This window comes from Streptomyces sp. WAC03905, from assembly GCF_057371075.1.
Genome location: NZ_JBXYDZ010000003.1, coordinates 594,832 through 613,441 on the forward strand (window position 1 = coordinate 594,832; position 18,610 = coordinate 613,441).

General features: G+C 75.0%; 13 protein-coding genes. 3 read left to right on the forward strand and 10 right to left on the reverse strand.

Annotated elements, in window-relative coordinates; genetic code table 11:
- Positions 1–32: 32 nt before the first annotated feature.
- Complete coding sequence (locus tag AC2RP6_RS05650) at positions 33–206, forward strand: thiazolylpeptide-type bacteriocin (RefSeq protein WP_007268044.1); 174 nt, start codon at positions 33–35, stop codon at positions 204–206.
- A gap of 242 nt (positions 207–448) precedes the next feature.
- Here AC2RP6_RS05650 and AC2RP6_RS05655 read toward each other — a convergent pair whose 3' ends face one another.
- From AC2RP6_RS05655 to AC2RP6_RS05700, 10 genes are all read right to left on the reverse strand, one after another.
- The gene (locus AC2RP6_RS05655) at positions 449–2,386 is read right to left on the reverse strand and encodes a TOMM precursor leader peptide-binding protein (RefSeq protein ID WP_486445158.1); all 1,938 of its coding nucleotides are present in this window, start codon (positions 2,384–2,386) and stop codon (positions 449–451) included.
- The gene (locus AC2RP6_RS05660; RefSeq protein WP_486445159.1) at positions 2,383–3,138 is read right to left on the reverse strand and encodes an ABC transporter permease; all 756 of its coding nucleotides are present in this window, start codon (positions 3,136–3,138) and stop codon (positions 2,383–2,385) included. Before AC2RP6_RS05660 ends, AC2RP6_RS05655 begins: the two co-directional genes overlap by 4 nt.
- A complete protein-coding gene (locus AC2RP6_RS05665) occupies positions 3,135–4,133 on the reverse strand; it encodes an ABC transporter ATP-binding protein (protein ID WP_486445160.1) in 999 nt (332 codons plus the stop codon). Before AC2RP6_RS05665 ends, AC2RP6_RS05660 begins: the two co-directional genes overlap by 4 nt.
- 51 nt (positions 4,134–4,184) lie before the next feature.
- A complete protein-coding gene (locus AC2RP6_RS05670) occupies positions 4,185–5,282 on the reverse strand; it encodes a peptidase M50 (protein WP_486445161.1) in 1,098 nt (365 codons plus the stop codon).
- The gene (locus tag AC2RP6_RS05675) at positions 5,279–6,403 is read right to left on the reverse strand and encodes a lantibiotic dehydratase C-terminal domain-containing protein (RefSeq protein ID WP_486450229.1); all 1,125 of its coding nucleotides are present in this window, start codon (positions 6,401–6,403) and stop codon (positions 5,279–5,281) included. The genes AC2RP6_RS05670 and AC2RP6_RS05675 overlap by 4 nt, the downstream gene beginning before the upstream one ends.
- Positions 6,400–9,123: a lantibiotic dehydratase gene (locus AC2RP6_RS05680; protein ID WP_486445162.1), complete on the reverse strand. Its 2,724-nt coding sequence runs from the start codon at positions 9,121–9,123 to the stop codon at positions 6,400–6,402. Before AC2RP6_RS05680 ends, AC2RP6_RS05675 begins: the two co-directional genes overlap by 4 nt.
- Before the next feature lie 14 nt (positions 9,124–9,137).
- On the reverse strand, positions 9,138–10,700 hold the full coding sequence (locus AC2RP6_RS05685; protein WP_486445163.1) for a SagB family peptide dehydrogenase: 1,563 nt from the start codon (positions 10,698–10,700) through the stop codon (positions 9,138–9,140).
- 40 nt (positions 10,701–10,740) lie between these two features.
- A complete protein-coding gene (locus AC2RP6_RS05690; RefSeq protein ID WP_486445164.1) occupies positions 10,741–12,672 on the reverse strand; it encodes a TOMM precursor leader peptide-binding protein in 1,932 nt (643 codons plus the stop codon).
- Entirely contained in the window at positions 12,662–14,953 is a 2,292-nt protein-coding gene (locus AC2RP6_RS05695) for a TOMM precursor leader peptide-binding protein (protein WP_486445165.1), read from the reverse strand. The genes AC2RP6_RS05690 and AC2RP6_RS05695 overlap by 11 nt, the downstream gene beginning before the upstream one ends.
- 124 nt (positions 14,954–15,077) lie before the next feature.
- Positions 15,078–16,826 carry an AfsR/SARP family transcriptional regulator gene (locus AC2RP6_RS05700; RefSeq protein ID WP_486445166.1) on the reverse strand — a complete coding sequence of 583 codons (1,749 nt, stop codon included), beginning with the start codon at positions 16,824–16,826 and terminating at the stop codon, positions 15,078–15,080.
- Positions 16,827–17,408: 582 nt separating this feature from the next.
- Between AC2RP6_RS05700 and AC2RP6_RS05705 the strand changes: the two genes are divergently transcribed.
- Both AC2RP6_RS05705 and AC2RP6_RS05710 read left to right on the forward strand, forming a co-directional pair.
- Positions 17,409–18,071 (forward strand): hydrolase, encoded by a 663-nt coding sequence (locus tag AC2RP6_RS05705; protein WP_486445167.1) that lies wholly within the window; start codon positions 17,409–17,411, stop codon positions 18,069–18,071.
- Positions 18,068–18,577, forward strand: a complete 510-nt coding sequence (locus AC2RP6_RS05710; RefSeq protein WP_486445168.1) for a DoxX family protein — start codon at positions 18,068–18,070, stop codon at positions 18,575–18,577. The genes AC2RP6_RS05705 and AC2RP6_RS05710 overlap by 4 nt, the downstream gene beginning before the upstream one ends.
- Positions 18,578–18,610: the final 33 nt, after the last annotated feature.

Here is an 18,610-nt window from a genome sequence, read left to right on the forward strand (position 1 = left end):
GTCCCCTCACCGGACCGTCAGAAGGAGTCACCATGGAGAAGTCGCCCCTCGCCTCGCTCGCGGACGAGATCCTGGAGCTGGAGTCCGAGACCTTCGAGATCTCCGACTACTCGGACGCCAGCGAGGTCGTGCTCGCCGGTTCCACGAGCTGCAGCTCCACCTCGACGTGTTCCTCGACCACCAGCACCACCTCCTGCTCCGCCTGACCCGTCGGGCCGCGGACGCCAGGACGCCCCGGATCCCCGCGCGTGCGGGGGCCGGGGCGTCCGTCCGTACGACACCCGCTGGGTCCTGTCGTCAAAGTGGCGCCGGTCAGGCCCGCGGTGTCCGGTGCCGTGCATCGCAAGGCGGAGGGGCGCCCGAGTACTGGACGTACGTGGGCGCCCCGACAACGCGGCGAGGTGCGGTGCCGGGCGCCGCGGGCCAGGTGCAACTTTGACGACAGGGCCTAGGGGAAGGGGTGCGGGACGTGGCGGACCTCGGCGTCGGTGAGGTCGGCGGCTCGCATCCCCGCCCTGCGGGGCGCGGTGCGCAGCCGCGGCAGGCGGGGGGCGCGCCGGCGGGACCAGCCGAAGTCGATGGGCAGCAGTCCCGGCACCACCGCGCAGACCGTGTGCAGCCCGATCCGGCGCTGTTCGGGGGTGGTCTGGTCGACGACGACGACGTCGTGGCCGGCGCGCACCAACTCGTCGACCACGCAGAGCAGATCGTCCCGGAGATCTCCGGTCCGGGGCCGTCCGTGGTCCGTCCAGGAGCGGTAGACCTCGTCCATCGGCCGTACGGCGACGGGGTCGAGGTAGGGCCGGACGTGCCGCGCCATCGCCGGCAGCCCGTACAGCTGGGCGTGGTCCTTCAGGTGCAGGACCTTCCCGAAGTCGGTTGCCATCGCCTTCAGTTCGCCGCGGCGTTCCTCGACCTGCCGGGGCAGGTGGGGGATGTAGGTGAGCACCTCCGACAGGGCGGCCTCCACGGCGGTCGCCGGGTCGAGGGAGGCGCCCGCGCCGAAGGAGAACAGCCCGGGGCCGCCGTCGCGCCGGACGGCGAGACCGGTCACCACCGGCACCGCCAGGTCGACGCGGTTGTCGAAGGCGTGCACGTCGTACCCCTGGAGCGCCGCCCGGTCGGCCATCGTGCGCACCGCGGTCCCCGGTACGCTCGCCAGGTCGATCTCGGTGAGCCGCAGGCCGCCGTACCAGGCGAGCAGGAAGGCGTCCCGCTCGACGAGTTCGAGCAGGGCGCCGAGGAGCGCCTCCTCCGGGCAGCTGCCGATGGCGCAGCCGTTGGAGCACTCGAAGACGAAGTTGTCGGCGGCCACGCCGGCGCTGTAGTGCACCAGCCGGGCCGGGACCAGCACGGGACGGTCGTCGCGCAGGGAGTGTCCGTACACCCACGGGATGGGCCGCTCGGGGTCGAAGGGGTCCACGAGGGGGTCGTCCCGGTAGGTCTCGGGCGCGTAGAAGCCGCAGGCGGCGGGATCCAGGGCGCGCTCCCCCAGTTCCGCGTACGAGGCGGTGAGCAGGGTGCTGCCGGTGCGGCGGTGGGTGCCGGCGTAGCGTTCCAGGCCTTCGAGGTGGGCGAGGTCGCGGCTGGCGGTGAAGCTGTTGGCCTGGCCGCTCCAGGTGACGTCCGTGAGTCCGGCGTAGCCGCGCATGAAGACGCTCCCGGCGACGGGCGCGGTGGTCGGTGAGGTGACGTTCTGCCAGGTGCCGCCGCCGAGCACCCCTGTGACCGGGTTGGCGAGGGCCGCGTACGGCATCGGGTAGGAGGACGCGGCGCGCAGCCGCTGTGCGCCGGGGTCGGGCTTGGGCCTGGAGGCGGGTGTGAAGGGCCGTGGCGCGTCGGTGCCGCGCGGTCCGCAGTCCGGGCACAGCGGGTCGGCCGCCAGCGGGTGGGTCCGGGTCCGCAGCGTCCCCAGGTCCAGCCGGGACACCTGGGGCAGGGCCCGGTCGGCGGCGTTCCCGCCGGGGGCGGTGACCCGTCCGCCGTGGACGGCCTCGTGCAGCGCGTACACCGCGTCGTGCACGTACGGGGGCAGGCGGGGCCATTCGGGGCCGGTGGGCGTGCCGGGCCGGCTGCCCGTCTCCAGTGCGTCGCGCTCGCTGCGGCTGCGCAGCCGCTGGCGGCGCATGGCCAGGCACTGGCCGCAGGCCGGTGCGCTGCCGTCGCCGCCCCAGGGGCCGACGAGGACCTCCCGCGCGCTGAGGTGGACGCGGGCCGTCGGCCGGACGGCGGCGAACGGGTCGGCGGCGCGCGGCCCCAGGGCGTCGTGCACGCCCAGGGTCACCACGACGGCGCCGAGCGGCTCCAGCGCCCGGGCGAGGTCGCGCCGGGCGGCTTCGAGGGGCGTTCCGTCGGGGGCGGCCGGACGGGGCGGGGGCGTGTTCATGTCCGGTTGCTCCAGCGGAAGGTCCTGAGGCCGATCGCGCCGAAGAGGAGGGCGAAGCCGAGGAGGGCCGCGCAGCCGGTGCCGATGGTGGCGAGGGAGCCGGTGCCGGTGAGGGCGCCGGTCGCGGCGTCGTTGAGGTAGCGCAGCGGCAGGACGCGGGAGACCGACTGCAGCCAGGACGGCATCATGTCGAGCGGGAGGAACGAGCCGGACAGGAACGCCATGGGCACCATGAGGCAGTTGGCGATGGCGGCGACGGCCTCCGGGGTGTCGGCGTAGGTGCCGACGATGACGCCGATGGCGAGGAAGGCCGTGATGCCGAGGACGAGGGCGGGCAGCACGAGCGGCCAGCGTCCGTCCAGGGCCAGGCCGAAACCGGGGAGCACGGCCACCGCGACGAACACCGCCGCCTGTACGACGCCCACGGCGAGGGCCAGGACGTAGCGGGAGGCGAGCACGGTCGTCAGCGGGGTCGGGGTCAGCCGGATCAGCCGCAGCAGGTCGTCGCGGCGCCACTGCATGAGGGTGAAGGCGATGCCGAAGACGGCTGCGTTGGCGACGCCCCAGGACATCACTCCCGGTGCGATGTACGAGATGTAGGGGCGGCCGGTCTCCTCGACGTCCTGGCCGCTGAAGATCAGGCCGAAGACGACCAGGAAGAGCAGCGGGAAGGCGAAGGTGAAGAAGAGGGTGGCCTTGTCCCGGACCTGTGCCCGGTATCCGGCGGCGGTCAGGGCCGTGTACGCGCTCATGCCTGGTGCTCCGTCTGCGTGTGGGGGCCGGCCTGCGGGCCGATGTGCGCGGTGCCGGCGGATCCGGCCGCGGTGTGTGCGGTGCCGGTGAGTTCGAGGTAGACGTCCTCCAGGGTGGCCGTGCGGGTCATGACCCCGTCCAGCCCGGTGAGGGCGTCGACGGCCTGGAGCACCTTGCCGGGTGTCGCGGTCTCCAGGACGAGGGAGCCGCCCTGCAGGACGGCGCGGTCCACCCCGGGCAGCTCCGCGGCCTCCTCGATACCCAGCCGCCCGACGGGCAGCAGCAGGCGCGCGGGCGCTCCGGCCGCGGTGACCAGCCGGTGCGGGGAGTCGAGGGCGGCGATCCGGCCGTCGACGAGGATGGCGACGCGGTCGCAGAGCGCCTCGGCCTCGTCGAGGTGGTGGGTGGTGTAGACGATGGTGCGGCCCTGGCTCTTGAGGGCGCGCAGCACCTCCCACAGGTCGCGCCGGGCCTGCGGGTCCAGGGCGGCCGTCGGCTCGTCCAGGAAGATCAGCTCCGGTTCGTGGACGAGGGCGGAGGCGATGGCCAGGCGCTGGCGCTGGCCACCGGAGAGGTTCTCCACCATGACGTCGCGCTGCTCGGTGAGGCCGACGCTCTCCAGCGTGCGGTCCGCCGCCGCCGGGTCGCGGCGGTACAGGCCGGCCACGGTGGCGAGGTGCTCGCGCGCGCTCTGGCGTACGAAGAAGGCGGAGGCCTGGGTCTGTACGCCCATCCGGGGCAGCAGGGCGGTGTTGCGGGGCCAGGGGCTCCCGCCGAGGACGCTGACCGTGCCGCCGTCGGCCTGCCGCAGCCCCTCCATGATCTCGATGAGGGTGGTCTTGCCCGCCCCGTTGGGGCCGAGGAGCCCGAAGAACTCGCCGCGGCGGACGTCGAGGGAGACCCCGTCGACCGCCCGTCGGTCGCCGTAGCGTTTGTGGACGTCCCTGACGGCGATGGCCGGGGAGTCGGGCGGCTGGGTGCTGTCTGTCGTCATGGGTCGTGCGTCCCTCTGTGTCTCGTACGGGTGGTTCGGGCTGGGGTGGGTTCAGGCGATGGCGTACCAGACGGCTCCCGTGAGGCCGGCCGCCAGCAGCAGGACGAGGACGGCCGAGCCGAAGGCGTATCCGAGGTAGAGCCTCCGGGCGCGCGGCGGGTACGCGGCAGCGGCCGTCCGGTCGCGCATCCGCAGGCGGAGATACCCCGAACTGGCGGGTGCCAGGCGTGTGACGCGCAGGCCGTGGCCGAGCATCGTGTAGCCGTCCAGCGGGGGCAGCGGAACGAGGTTGACGAGCGCCTGGGCGCTGCCGATGAGCAGCAGCGCGGCGAGCGTGCGCCGGGTGGGGTCGTCGCCCGGGGGCAGCGCCGCCCACCAGGCGGCGAACGGCAGCAGGAACAGCAGGTTGGCGAAGGCTCCCGCGGCGGCCACCGCCAGCTGGTGCCGGCGCCGCCGCAGGAAGCGGTAGTTGTCGACGGTGCAGTACATGATGGCGACGGGCAGCCGCCAGCGCAGGCCGATCTCGCCGACGGTCCCGCCCACGTGGCGGGCGGCCACGCCGTGCGCGAACTCGTGCAGGGCGGTGCTGAGCCACATCAGGGTCGCCACGGCCAGCAGCGGCACCGGGTGGCGCAGCAACCACCCGAAGGCGGGCAGGAGTTCACCGAGCGACGCGGCGAGGGCGGCCTCCATGGCGAGGCAGCCCACCAGCAGTGCGCCGAGCACCGCCGGGTGCAGCAGCGGGCGCAGCGCGCGGTGCAGACGGGCCGTCGTGGCGTCGGCGTCCGCGACCAGGCGCAGCGTGCCGCGCAGCACGCCGCCGCGCAGCGGCCGCCCGGGCGGGGCCGGCGGCGGTGGTGGCGGGCCGCCGGCGAGCAGCTGCCTGCTGCCGAGGAGGGCGAGGAGCTGCTGCCAGTTGCCTTCGCCGAGCCGCCGGCCGAAGGCGCGGCCGTATGCGGTGCCGATCTCCGCGAGGCTGCGGGTGCCGTCCAGCCGGGAGACGAGGAAGTGCTCCTTGGGGCCGATCTCGAACGAGGCACCGGACACCGGGTCCTTGACGAGGTGGACGGTGGCGGGCCCGTCGAGGAGCGGCGGGGAGAGCAGGACCTCCGGCCGCAGCGCGGGCCGGTGGTCCAGCAGCCCGGTCATGCGCCGACCGCCGTACCGCCGGCCGGAACCCCGCCCGCGCCCCCGGCACCGCCTTCGCTCTCGCCCTCGCCCTCGCCCTCGCCCTCGCGCAGGACGCGGCCCAGCAGGTGCGCCAGGTACGCCTCGTCGCGGATGGTCACGTGCAGCCGGTTGTTGGTCATGTGCATGTACGGGGAGAGCAGCAGCGGCAGGGCCTCGGCCGGGGCCGTGACCCGCTCGTCACGAGTGCCGTCCCAGGACCGGAAGACCAGGTCCCCGGCCGTGGCGAGCGCCTCGGCGCGCTCCCGCAGCTCGTGGCAGTGGTCCGCCCACCCGGCGAGGAAGGCGGGGAGGCGGTCGCTCTCCCCGGAGGCGAGGGCGCCGCGCACGGCCGCGAAGCGGCGGCCGAGTCCGGGTGCGGTCCGCCCGTAGGTCCGGTCGTACTCCTCGGACCCGATGAAGCCGGTGCCGGGAAAGGCCTGGTGCCAGAACGCGTAGTAGCGGTCGAGATATCCGGCAAGTTCCTCCCGGTCCGGCAGGAACGCGCCCGCCATGACCATCATCAGCTGGGCCGCGGTGCCCAGCAGGACGGTGCGCAGGTGCAGGTTCATGCGGTGCAGCGCGTCGATGACCAGATCGCTGGAGCGGGCGAAATGCCATTCGGCGAGTTCGACGCCGGCGGGCCCGCCGTACTTTCCGTATTCGGGCTCGTAGGGCTCCCGTGAGTGCGAATTGTTCGGCCGCAGGTTCATCCGGCCGTCGGGCCCCGTGAAGGCGGCGCGGTCGCCCCCGGGGAACTCGATGTCGAAGAGGGTGTTGTAGAACTCGTTGAGGAATCCGGAATCGACCTCGTAGAGGGCCGGACGGGCCCTGAGGAAGGCGGCCACGGCCTCTTCGGCGCGGCGCCGCACCTCGGTCGCCGCCTGTGGTGTGGCGGGGCGCAGCCGCAGCCGTACGTGCGGCCCCTCCAGCCAGTAATTGATGAAGAAGTGCCCGGCGAGCAGCCCGTCGGCGGTGAGCCCGGCGACCAACGGCCGGACGCACTGCACCAGCAGGGGCTGCGGGTTGGCGGCGTAGAAGACGTGCAGGGCCTGCCAGGCGCCGCGGGGGTCGGCGGGAGCGCCGGTGGGGGACGGGGTCATCTCGGACATCGCGTGCCGCCTTCCTGGTCGGTGGTGGTGGTGAAGGTCTCGACGGCGAGTTCGGCGACGTGCGCGCCGTGCGCCGAGTGCACGTGCAGGCCTGCGGGGTCGGGGAGCATCTCGCGGAAGACGACCCGGTGGGCCGGGTCCCGCAGCAGTGCCTCGAACGCCGCGAGCGACAGGAGACTCGCGAAGTCGACGTGACTGGGTTTGGCCCCGACGGCCGAGGGACTTGCCGACACGGTCGCGAAGACCTGCTCCGGCAGCCCGTGGGCGCGGCGCCAGCGTTGCCAGTCGAGGAAGTGCCCGGCCTCCCGCGCCCCCCGAACGGGCAGGTCGCCGGCGGTGGTGGTCCAGCTGCGGCGGCTGAGCACGACGTCGCCGTGGACCACCCGGGGCCGGGTGGTGACGTGGTCGTGCGCGGCGCCCTCCGGTACGCCCGCCCACACGTCGAGCGGTGACATCGACGACGGGGACAGCAGCAGGAGCGTGCGCGGGATCGCGGGCAGCGCGAGCGGCACGAGGTAGCCGAGGTAGACGGGGATCACCTCGCGGTCCAGCCGGCGCGAGCGGAGCACCACGCGTCCGGTCGTCGGCACGTGCTCGGCGTACAGGTCGTCCAGGTGCAGCAGGCGGTCCGGGGGGCGGGTGCCGCTCTCCCCGGGGCAGACGATCTCGTATCCGGTCAGCCGGCCGTGCAGGTTGAGGTTGGTGGTGACGGGGCCGCCGGTGACCTCGGCGAGGACCGCTCCGGGCGGGGTGATCCGCTCCGCCGTGGCCCGCAGGGCGTCGGAGAGGTCCGCGCCCTCCCCGTCGTACACGTGGGTGAAGCGGCTGAACGGGAAGGACAGTCCGCCGTACGAGCGGTTCAGCACGGTCAGCGGGGTGCCGTCGGCGGGATCGCGGCCGAGCTGGAGGTGGTGGCAGCGCGGCGCGAACCCGGGCGAGACCGGCGCGAGTTCGGCCGCGACCGTCTCGACGTCGGCCGCGTCGAGGCGCAGGACGGCCGCCGTGTCGTGCCCGTGCTCCGCGCCGTACCCCGCCCAGGCCCGCCGCATCCGGTCGACGAACGCGCGGCGGGCCGCGTCCAGGGCGCGGATGCCCGGCAGACCCAGCCAGTTCTCCTCCGGGACGTACTCGCCGCGTTCGTCGAAAGGCCTGCGGCGGGCGGTGAACGACAGGTACTGGTCGAAGAAGTCCTCGTGGAAGTCGTGCACCAGCCCGAGGAGGTCCTCGCAGCGGCCCCCGGCCCCGTACCGCGCGGTGAAGAAGCCCTCGAAGGTGATCTGTTGGGCCAGGGTGAGGTCGAAGGCGGGCAGGATCCGCTCGACCGAGCGCAGGGCGGTCCAGTCGGGCGGCGGGCAGGGCAGCTCACGGCCGGCGCTGACGTCCTCGTACAGCAGGGTCTGCGGCAGGGCCGCGTCCGGGGCGCCCAGCTCCTTCTGGGCGCGGCGCAGTCCGCCGCGCAGCACGCGCAACAGCTCGGCCCGTTCCCCGTGCCCGGCGGCCGGGTAGCCGGCCAGGGCGGCTGCGGGCGCTTCGAGCAGCGCGGCCAGCCGGTCGGCCCAGGGCCGTTCCAGTGACGTCAGCGCCTGCTGGAAGGAGCGCAGCGGGTCATGGCTGTGGACTTCGGTGTCCAGGAGGGGCACGCGCACCATGCCGAGCTGGAGGAGGGCGGAGAGGTACGCCTCGCACTCCTCGGGGCCGGCGGCGTGCTCGGCGGCGAGCCACTCGGCCAGTTCCCTGTGGAGCGGCTCGGGGTGCTCGGCGAACAGGTCCAGGAGCCGGTCGAGGGTGCCGCTGCGGCGCAGGAAGAACAGCCGGTCCTCGACCGCGTCGAAGGTGACCGCGGCCGCGTCGTCGCCCGCGGCGACCGAGCGCCGTACGTAGCGGATCCGGTCGTCCTCGTGGCCCCAGCCGGAGGCGAGGCGCAGTGGCAGGTCCCGGCGGCGCTCCGGGTCGGCCAGGACCAGTTCGGCGAGCCGGGCCAGGACCACGACGTTGAGGCGTACGTGGCTGCTCCACTCGTCGGCCGTGCGCAGGGCACCGGGGGCGTCCGTGAAGCGGCCGGTGGCGACGGCGGTGAGGGTGCTGAAGGGGCTGGTCTTGCAGGCGGTGCGGTACACGTACGCCAGGAGGGACCGCTCCGCCTTGCGGGTCCGCCCGTTCTCGGCCCCTGCGGCGCGGACGTATCCGTCGAGCTGTGCTGCGAGCACGGGTGAGGCGAGCAGCAGTCCCCGCCGCACGCGTTCGTCGGCGACCAGGTCGCGCAGGGCGGCCCGGTTGCGCGCCAGGTCGGCGGTGAGCAGGGACGGGCCCTGCGCCAGCAGCTTGTCCAGGAGCCGGCGCCGGTGCAGCCAGCCGGCGAGCTGCTCGGCGGCGCACTCGTCCACGGCGGCCACCGCCTCGACGGCGGTCTCGGTCGAGGCGTCGGGCCGGGGCGGCAGCCGGTCGTTGTGGATCTGGCGGCGCAGCCGCAGCAGCGCGCGGCGCTGGGCCGCACCCGGTCCGTCCGGTGCCGGGTCGGTGGCGCCGACGGCCGTGTGGAGTACGTCCTCCAGCCGCCGGGCGCCCTCGCGCAGGCCCGCCTCGGCGGTGAGCACGTCCCCGGCCCAGCCGCGGGTGCCGTCGGCGCGCAGGGCCTCGACCTCGGACAGGGCGAGTCCCGCGACGCGCAGCATGAAGCGGTCGCCCGCGTGCCACTCGGTGGTGGTGTCCATCGTGGGGCTCCCCTTCAGGCGATCTCGTGGCGGAAGTCGGCCGGCCGGGGGCGTTCGTGGCCGAGCAGCATGATGAGCAGGGGTGCCTCGTCGGTGCCGGTCAGGCCCAGTTCCTCGACGTAGGAGATGTTGTCGAAGCCGAGGGCGACCCCGGCGCCCAGGCCCAGAGCGGCGGCCGTCGTGCAGAAGGTCTGCGCGACGGCGCCCACGGCACCGCCCATAAGCCGGTAGCCGCGGTCGCCGACGGCGTCCAGGACGGCGGTGGTGCGGAGCGTCGGGACGAGGACCGCTCCGGCCTGCTCCAGGTTGTAGTTGGACAGGAAGTAGGTGCGCTGGAGGAAGGGGCCGGGCGGTCCCGCCTTGACGAGGCGCAGGGTGTGGGCGGCCGGGTCGTAGGCGTACGCGCCGGGCGCGATGCCCTCGACGTGGTTGACGAAGGCGTACAGCGAGGTCAGGGAGGGGCCGTCCGGGCGCTCGGCCTCGGTGCCGTAGCGGGTGGCCGCGCAGTCGGCCAGCGCGGCGGCGAGCTGCCCGGCCGTGACCGGGCGGGAGGCGCAGAAGCGGCCGAAGCTGCTGCGGCGTTCACGCAGGGCGCGGCCGGTGCCGGCCTTCGGTGCGACGGGAAGGGGCAGCGGCAGCGGATCGGCGCCGCGCGGCGGCCGGGCGGCCGCCGCGTCCAGCGCGCCGGGCTCAGGGCGGTCGGCGGCCCGCCCGACGGTGGCCCGGTGGATGCGGCGGAGGGTCTCGAACTCGATGACGCGGCGGGAGCGTTCGACGTCCCGGTGGCGCGCGGTGGCGCCCGTGGCACCGCCGTCGGCGGACGGCACGCCCTGCCAGGACAGCGGGACGACGGCGAAGACGCCCTCCTCTTCGGCGGCCACGCCCAGCAGTCGGGCCAGGCGCTCCTCGTCGAACCACAGCAGCGGGTCGGTCCGCAGCCCGTACTGCGCGGCCCACAGCCGCCAGGTCTGCACGAGCGCGCCCACGTCCATGCTGACGGCGTGGAAGGAGAAGCTGTTGTACTTGAAGGCGTTCTGCCAGTACTTGACGCTGAGGACGAGGTACTGCGTCGCCCGCCCGGCGGCGCCCGTGCCCGTGCCGAGTGCCGCGCGGACGTCGCCGGTGACGTCGCCGGTCAGGAGCCGGCGCAGCCCGTGCTGGTGCGGCGCGTAGTGGTAGAGGCCGGGGGTGAGCGGGCCGCCCGGGCCGGCCGCCCAGTGGACGGCCACCGGGTAGAGACCGCCGCCCGAGGCGGTGCCCCGCGACCAGTTGGCGTGGGTGTAGTGCGGCAGCGCCGCCAGGTCGGTGTTGGCCTGGACCGCGAGGCGGCGGCCGGTCAGCCCGTACGAGTCCCTCAGCATCCCGGACAGCAGCGGCAGGGTGAATCCGGGCGCGGGCCGCGCCGGCTCCCCGTTCGGGGGCCCGGCCGGTGACGGGGGCAGGGGGAAGGTCTCGGCGTCCGGGTGGAACTTCGCCTTGCGGGGCCGGTCCGCCCAGTCGGGGACGAAGTCGGCGGGCTCCATCGGCACCCGGCCGCGGTGCATGATCTGGTGGGCGTAGACATGGGCGTGGCCCATGGGTCCTCCTGCGTTCGGGGCGGACGCCGGCGGTGGCCGGTCAGGGGAAGGGGTGGGGCGCCGGGTTCAGGTCGCCGGGCTCCAGCGGGCGCTCGCGCAGCCCGGCGGCGAACAGGCCGGTCCGCATCCGCGGCATGCCGAGCGCCCGCTGGCGGGACCATCCGAAGTCGATGGGGAGCAGGCCGGGGACGAGCACGCTCACGGTGTGCAGTCCGAGGGCCCGCTGCTCGGGCATCGTCTGGTCGACGACCACGACGTCGAAGCCCTCGGCGGCGACCGCCGACACGCACCGCTCCAGGTCGGTGCGCACGTCGTCGGAGGCGGGCGCGCCCCACGCGTCGGGCCACTCCAGATCGGCGACGGCGCGGGGTCGTTCACGGCCGGGCCCGCGCAGCAGGAAGTCCGCGTGCGCGCCCATCTCCGGCACCCCGTAGACGAGCGGATGGTCGTGCAGCGCCGTGACCAGGTCGAAGTCGGCCGCCATGGCGCGCAGCCGGGCCTCGTCGCGCTCGGTGCGTCCGGGCAGGTTGACCGCGTCCGTGGCGATCTCGCACAGCGCCGAGGCCAGCGCGGCCTCCGGGTCGAGGCCGGCGCCGGCGCCGAAGCACATGCGGCCCGGGCCGCCGTCGAAGCGTTCGGCGACCGCCGTCACCACGGGGACGGGGAAGGTGATGCGGGTGTCGAAGAACCGGGCCCGGTAGCCGTACATCGCCAGCCGGTCGACCATCGCCCGGGTCGGGGCCCGGGAGCTGCTGGCCGGGTCGATCTCGGGCAGCGGCTGCCGCCCGTACCAGGTGAGCAGGAAGGCGTCGCGCTCGATCACCTCCATCAGGCCGAAGTAGGCGGCCTCGGCCGTACTGCCCCCGGAGGCACAGCCGTTGGAGCTCTCCTGGACGAACCGGTTCTCCAGGCCGGGGGCGTGGTAGTACGTCAGGATCTCCGGGACCAGGCGGGGCACCCGGTCGCGCAGCGACCAGCCCCATACCCAGGCGATCTCCCGGTCCGGGTCGAAGGGGCGTACGCGCGGGTTGTCCCGGTGGAAGGCCTCGCTGTAGAGGCCGGTCCGCCGCGGGTCGACCGCGTCGGCGCCGAACCGCCTGAGGGAGCCGGTGACGCTCGTCGTGCGGGCGCGGGCCCGCATCCCGGCACAGCGCTCCAGTCCCTCCAGGACGCCGACGTGCGCGCTGCGCGCGAAGGAGTCCGTGTGGCCGCCCCAGAACGTCTCGCGCAGGTACGCGCCCGAACGCATGGAGAAGCAGCCGATGGTCGCGGAGGTGGAGGTGGAGGAGACGTCCTGGACGAGGGACGGGCCGAGCGCCCCGCACAGCGGGTTCGCGAAGGCCGCCACGTCGATCCCGTACGACTCGACGGGCCGGGTGCGGAACACCCCGGGCCGGTGTTTCGGCGCGGGCGCGAGGTCGGGCACGGCCGCGTCGGCGGTGTCCTCGGCCGGGGTGGCGCACAGCGGGCACTCCGGGTCGGGAACCAGTGGGTAGCGGCGTACGAGGCCGGTGCGCAGGTCCAGCAGCCGCACGTCGGGGAAGACAGCGCCGGGCCCGGGGCCGCGGGGTTCCCGGGCGGCGGTGATCAGCGCGGCCAGGGCGTCGGCGGCGAAGGGGTGCGCGTACGGCCACTCGCCCGCGGCGCGGGTGCCGCCGCCGAGTTCGAGGGCGTCCCGGAGCGCGACGGACCGCACGGCCTGCCAGCGGCGTTCCAGGCAGCGGGCGCAGCCGCCGGGTGGTCCGACGACCGCCTGGTGGCCGTACAGGTGCACGGGTACGGCCTCGCCGGGGGTGCTCTCGGGCACGGGTCGGGCGAAGGCGTCGCCGGTGCCGAGGGGGGCGAGCGTGACGGGGGGCCCGCCGAGGGCGGCGAGGGCGCGGCCCAGCCGTGCGGTGAAGCGGGACGCCGCGGCGGCGCCGAGGGCGCCGGTGAGCGCGGGGTCGCAGGTCGTGGGCCGGTCAGTGGTCATCGCCCGGCTCCTGGGCGGTGGTCAGCAGCACTCTGGCGGTGTGGAGTCCGGCCGAGGCGAGGTCCGGGGTCCCGGTGGGGACGACGTAGGCGTCGCGGCCCGCCGCCCGCAGCCGGTCCAGCACCTCCGGCCAGTCGGCGGCGGCCGGGTCCTGCCCGGTGGTCGGGGCGGCGGGCGCGGTGGTGAGGGTGCGGGCGTCGAGGTCGGCCAGGAGGGGGTCACCGGTGTCGGCGGGCCCGCCGGGAGCGGCGTCGTCCCGCTCGTACTGGACGGCGCCCAGCAGGTCCCGCAGCGCGGCCAGCGCCGACGTCCGCCGGTCCGGGGCGGCGCCCACGGCCCAGCGCTCGCCGGAGCGGGCGAGCAGTACGTGGACGCCGGAGCGCGCCGCCTCGCCGAGGTCGAGGAGCTCGACGGGGAGTCCGAGGCGTTCCGCCGACCGTACGAGGAAGGTGAGTTCGGCGTCGGCGGTGTCCTCGGTCAGCGGTACCGGGGCGGCCGGGGCACCGTGGACGGCCCGCAGCAGGGCGTCGTGGGACAGGGCGGACAGCAGACCGGCGGCGGCCGCGTCGGCGGGCGAGGAGCCGGCCCCGGCGCCGGCGCGGGTGCGTTCGAAGAGCCGGTCGGTGTTGTGCGGGCCGAAGGGGCGGACTGCGCCGGCGGGTACGAGCGCGGGCTCCTTCGTGACGAGGGAGACGGCCTGCTGCCAGGCGCCTGCGGTGCCGGGCAGGCCGGAGGCCACGGTCAGCGAGCCCTCCGCGACGGCGCTCCCGCCCCGGGCGGGGACGACGTGGGCGGGGACGACGTGGGCGGGGACGACGTGCTCGGCGTAGACCACGGCGGCGGCGTCCAGCGCCCGCATCCGGGCCCCGGCGACGTGGTGGACGTCGAAAGCGGCGATGGCGCGGGGGCCGGCGGGGCCGGCGCCGAACTCGACGGCGCTCAGCTTGAGGGGGATCTGGGTCAGCGGCTCGTCGGCGTAGCGCGTGAAGACGCCGGTGTACGGGCGGACCAGTGCGGAGCGCCGGTTCAGCTCCTCCACCAGGGCGTCGGCCTCCCGGGCGGTCTCCAGGACGGGCAGGGCGGGGGCGGCCGTCGTACCGGCCTCGGCGAGGTCCACGGGCGCCACGGGCCGCCGCGCCACCTCGGGGTCCGGGGCGCAGAAGGGGCAGCGCGGGTGGGGGTGGAGCGGCTCGGCGGTGACGTCGAGGGAGGCCATGTCCTGCACGATCACCTGGCCGGCCGTCTCGGCGGGCAGGGCTCCGGAGGTGGTGCGGAAGACCTCGTAGCCCAGCAGGTTGCCGATCATCGCGGCCAGCGGCCGCCCCGGCTCCGGGCCGGCCGCGGCGGGCCCCTCGGGCAGGGCCAGCGCGCTCCACAGTTCGGCGGCGGCGGCCGTGTCGCGGCCGGCGGCGGCGCCGAGCCGGAGCGCGGCGCAGGCCCAGCAGCCGGGGGTGCCGGAGGTCATGAGCGGGCCGATGACGGCATCGTCGCCGTACGTCCAGGCCGGCAGGAGGGTGCGGCCGGACGGGACACCGGCACGCAGCAGCGGCAGCAGGCGGGCGGGCGCGGTGCGGCCGCCGGTGACGACCACGACGTCGTAGTCGGACAGTTCGGCCCAGGCGGGTTCCCGCCCCGGGGCCGTCGGCAGGGTGCGGAGTTCGGCCGGGCAGCCGTCGGCGACGGCTTCGGCCACCTCGGCGTCCGGGGCGGGTGTCCCGGACGGCGGGGTGCCGGGGGCGGACGCGGTGGCGGGCGCGGAGGCGGGCGCGGCGAGGGCCGGTGTCACGCCGACGACCGCGCAGCCGTTGCGTATCAGGCTCGACGCGCACCAGCGGGCGATGTCGTCGTCGCCGAGCACGGCCACCCGGGTGTGGCGGAAGCGGAGGAAGCGGGCCTCGGCGTCGTCGGAGTAGTGGTCGGCGTAGGCGATCTGCGGGGCGTACCGGCGGGCCACGTCCGGGGCGGGTGCCGCCCGGCCGTCCCCCGGCTCGGCGGGGGTGGTGACGGGCCGGGCGAAGTCCCTTTCGTACAGGGCCCGGACGAGGTCGCCGACCATCGCCTGCTGCGCCTCGCCGAGGCCCCGGCACAGGTCGGCGACGGAGTGCTCACCGGTGAGGTGGGGGACGATCAGTGTCGCGAAGCGGTAGGCGGACTTCGCCGTGAGGCGGAAGCCGCCGTCCGCGTTGTGGAACAGCACGCCGTCGGGCGTCTCGGTGAAGAGTACGTCGCGGCGGATCCGGGGACGGGTCTCGGCGACGGCTCGGTAGCTGGCGTGGGCCATGGGAACACCCCTGGGTGCGGTCTGGGCGGGATCGGGGAGGAAGCCTGGAGCGGGGAGGTGCTGGGGGGGGCCGGGGAGGGCGGGGAGGAGCGAGGGGCGGGCGGGGCGGTGCGGGCCTGGCGGGTCAGCGGGGTGCGGCCGGGGCCGCCGTCCCGTGCGTGCGCACGCGCCAACGCGCGTAGATGCGGAGCAGGTCGTGGAGGCGGTACGGGCCGGGCGGTCCGTCTTCCAACAGCCCTGCGTCCACGAGCTGTTCGAGTACGGATTCGCTCTCACCGGCCGACGGGTCCGCGGCGGCCCCGCGTGCGCCGAGCCGCAGGAACGCCTGCCGCAGTTCGGGGGTCAGTGCGTCGAGCGCCCGGCCCAGCACCGCGGGTACGGAGAGTCCGCTGTCCTCCGCGAGCGCCAGCCGCGCCGGGGGGTCCTCGGCGAGCCAGGCCGCGCAGTCCGCGACCGACAGGCCGGGCCGGGTCAGCAGCCGTCCGGCGGCGATCCGCAGGGCGAGCGGGAAGTGCCCGCACGTGGCCGCCAGTTCACGGGTCGCGGCCGGCTCGGCGGCGATGCGTTCGGCGCCGACCAGCCCGGCGAGGAGCGCGTGCGCGTCGGTGGGCCGGAGCACGTCGAGCCGGTGCACGGCGCCGCCGTGCGTGGCGACGACCGCGGCCAGTTGCCGCCTGCTGGTGACCAGGACGGCGTCGTCGTCCGCGGCGGGCAGCAGGGGCAGCACCTGACCGGCTCCGGCCGCGCCGTCCATGACGATCAGGCGACGGCCGCCGGTCGCCTCCGGCAGGAGCCGCGCCGCCTCCTCGGCGGTGACCGGGGTCCCGTCCGGCCGGGCCAGCCGGAGGGTGAACACCCCGCCGGGAAAGGCCCCCTGCACCTCGTGCGCGGTCTGCAGGGCGAGCGCGGACTTGCCGATGCCCGGCGCGCCCGAGACGACGACCAGGCGCGGGCCGTGGGCGGCGGTGAGGCGGGCGGCCATGGCCCGGCGGTCGGCTTCGCGCCCGGCGAAGGCGGGCACGGGCGGTACCGCGCGCACCGGCCGGCCCGCGGCGGTCGTACCGGCGGGCGGCGCGGGGAGCGCCCCGGCCGCGGCCGGGGTGCCCGCGGGCTCCGGCGGGGCGGGGCTCGACAGGGCCGGGCGCGGCGGGGCGGGCGCCAGGTCCTCGGCGCGCAGGATGGCAAGTTCGAGGCGGCGCAGTCCCGGTCCGGGATCGATGCCGAGTTCGTCCCGCAGCCGGTCGCGCACCGTGCGGTATTCGGCGAGCGCCTCGGCCTGCCGCCCGGTGCGGTAGAGCGCCTCGACGAGCTGCTCGGTGAAGCGTTCGCGCACCGGGTGCCGGCGGGCGCTCTCGTACAGGTCGACCAGGACCTGATGGCAGTTCCCGGCGGCGAGTTCGAGGTCGCAGACGCGCTCCAGCACGCGCAGCCGCTCCTGTTCGAGGGCGGGCACGGCGTCGTGCTGGAGCATGCGCGAGGCGACGTTGGCGAGGGGCTGCCCGTGCCAGAGGGACAGTGCCTCGCGCAGCCGGTAGAGCTCCTCCCCCGGGTCGTCCGCCGCCTCGGCCCCGGCCGCGAGCGCGCGGAACTGCACGAGGTCGAGGGTGCCGGTGTCGCTGCGCATCCGGTAACCGCCCGGTACGGCCTCGATGGTGGTCGCGGATATGCCGTATTCGGCGAACAGCCGGCGCAGCCGCAGGACGCACGTCTGCAGCGCGGCGCGGGCCGTGGCGGGCGGTTCCTCGTCCCACACGGCGCGCAGCAGGTAGGTGGTCGACACCACCGTGTTCGGGTGCAGCAGAAGTGCGGCGAGAAGACTGGTCGGCTTGGACGGTTTGAGAACGACGGTTTCGGGGCCGTGCGCAATGCTCAAGGGCCCCAAAAGCTGGAACCGGATGATTGATCCCCCGTGTCGGGACACGCATTCCCCCAATAGGGAGCGCGGCGGGGGCGGTGGTCTGCCGGTTCTGCGGGACCGTCACACGCCGGAAATAGTCCGGACCAATCCCGAAGTCGCCGTCCGCCCCCCGTTGGGCGGTGAATAGCTGGAACACTACATAACGGATCTTGCGGAAGTCGAGTCGACGGATGCGGCAATTCCTTCCCGTCGGCTTTTTCTCCCTTCTCCGTGACCCGGACGCTTCGCGGAGTTACCTCCGGTTCGTCAAAACCGTTAAGCGGTAAACGAATTACTGCGGCGGCGCCATCCAAGCACGATGTCGTGATCCAATTAAGGTGCATATCACGCCACTGATATGGCCGATCCTCATCCCCGTCGCGGGCGCTGCCCTCCGCCCCACCGCGAACGGCGGTGCACCGGTGGGCAAGTCGCCGGGCGCACACGGGCAACTGGGCCGATCAGCACGGATCTACGGTGCCGGGGTGGCCGGCCGCGGGAACGCCCCGGCGGCCTCCGCCACCACCTCTTCCGCCCGGTTCAGAAAGGAACACCCTCGTGTTCGACATCGCCCAGGTACACGCCGCCCCGAGCGCGGACCTGCTCACGCCCGACAACTCGGTCATGCTCTTCGTCGACCACCAGCCGCAGATGTTCTTCGGTACGGGCAGCGGCGACCGGGCCGCGATCATCAACAGCACCGTCGGGCTCGCCAAGGCGGCCTGCGCGTTCGACGTGCCGGCCGTCCTGACGACCGTCGCCGCCGAGTCCTTCTCCGGGCCGCTGCTGCCGCAGCTGGCCGCCGTGTTCCCCGGCCAGAAGGCCGTCGACCGCACCAGCATGAACGCCTGGGAGGACGAGGCGCTGGTCGAGGCGGTCCGGGCCACCGGCCGCAGGAAGATCGTCCTCTCCGGTCTGTGGACCGAGGTCTGCCTGGTGCTGCCCGCGCTCTCGGCGCTGGCCCAGGGATACGAGGTCTACGTGGTCACCGACGCCTCCGGCGGTGTGAGCCCGGCCGCCCACGAGCACGCCCTCCAGCGGATGCTCGCCGCCGGAGCGGTCCCGGTCACCTGGGTGCAGGTGCTCCTGGAGCTCCAGCGCGACTGGGCCCGCTCGGAGACCTACGGCGCCGTCATGGAGATCGTCAAGGAGCACGCGGGCGCGTACGGCCTCGGCGTCGTCTACGCGCAGGCGGTCATCGGCGCGCACGCCGCCGGATGAACTCCCCGGACACCGGTCTGCTCCTCCTGCGGCTGCTGATCGGCCTGCTCATCGCCGGCCACGGCGTCCAGAAGGTCAGCCGGCACCTCGGCGGCCGGGGACTGGACGGCGGTGCCCGGGAGTTCCGGGCCGACGGCTTCCGCGGCGGGAGCCTCACCGCCCTCGCGGCGGGCGGCGGCCAGATCGGGTCCGGGGTGCTGCTCGCCGCCGGACTGCTGACCCCGCTCGCCGCGACGGGCGCCATCGGGGTGATGACCGTCGCCGTCACCGTGAAGTGGCACAACGGTCTGTGGGTGCAGGACGACGGCTACGAGTACCCGCTCGTCCTGATCGGCACCGCCGCCGCACTGGCCGCCACCGGCCCCGGGGCCTGGTCCCTGGACCGGGCGCTCGGCCTCGCGCCCTACCCGCTGTGGTGGACCGCCCTCGTCCTGACCGCAGGAGTCGGCAGCGGACTGCTCACCCGGCTCGTCCTGCACCGGGACCCCGCCGGTCCCCGTCCCTGATCCCTCCCTCCCCTTTCCCTTTCCCCTTCTCCC

Bases quoted from the DNA above. Each gene is read 5' to 3' on its own strand.
- AC2RP6_RS05680 (WP_486445162.1), bottom strand. From the start codon at position 9,123: ATGGACACCACCACCGAGTGGCACGCGGGCGACCGCTTCATGCTGCGC.
- AC2RP6_RS05685 (WP_486445163.1), bottom strand. From the start codon at position 10,700: ATGGGCCACGCCCATGTCTACGCCCACCAGATCATGCACCGCGGCCGG.
- AC2RP6_RS05710 (WP_486445168.1), top strand. From the start codon at position 18,068: ATGAACTCCCCGGACACCGGTCTGCTCCTCCTGCGGCTGCTGATCGGC.
- AC2RP6_RS05690 (WP_486445164.1), bottom strand. From the start codon at position 12,672: ATGACCACTGACCGGCCCACGACCTGCGACCCCGCGCTCACCGGCGCC.
- AC2RP6_RS05655 (WP_486445158.1), bottom strand. From the start codon at position 2,386: ATGAACACGCCCCCGCCCCGTCCGGCCGCCCCCGACGGAACGCCCCTC.
- AC2RP6_RS05675 (WP_486450229.1), bottom strand. From the start codon at position 6,403: ATGACCCCGTCCCCCACCGGCGCTCCCGCCGACCCCCGCGGCGCCTGG.
- AC2RP6_RS05670 (WP_486445161.1), bottom strand. From the start codon at position 5,282: ATGACCGGGCTGCTGGACCACCGGCCCGCGCTGCGGCCGGAGGTCCTG.
- AC2RP6_RS05660 (WP_486445159.1), bottom strand. From the start codon at position 3,138: ATGAGCGCGTACACGGCCCTGACCGCCGCCGGATACCGGGCACAGGTC.
- AC2RP6_RS05695 (WP_486445165.1), bottom strand. From the start codon at position 14,953: ATGGCCCACGCCAGCTACCGAGCCGTCGCCGAGACCCGTCCCCGGATC.
- AC2RP6_RS05650 (WP_007268044.1), top strand. From the start codon at position 33: ATGGAGAAGTCGCCCCTCGCCTCGCTCGCGGACGAGATCCTGGAGCTG.
- AC2RP6_RS05665 (WP_486445160.1), bottom strand. From the start codon at position 4,133: ATGACGACAGACAGCACCCAGCCGCCCGACTCCCCGGCCATCGCCGTC.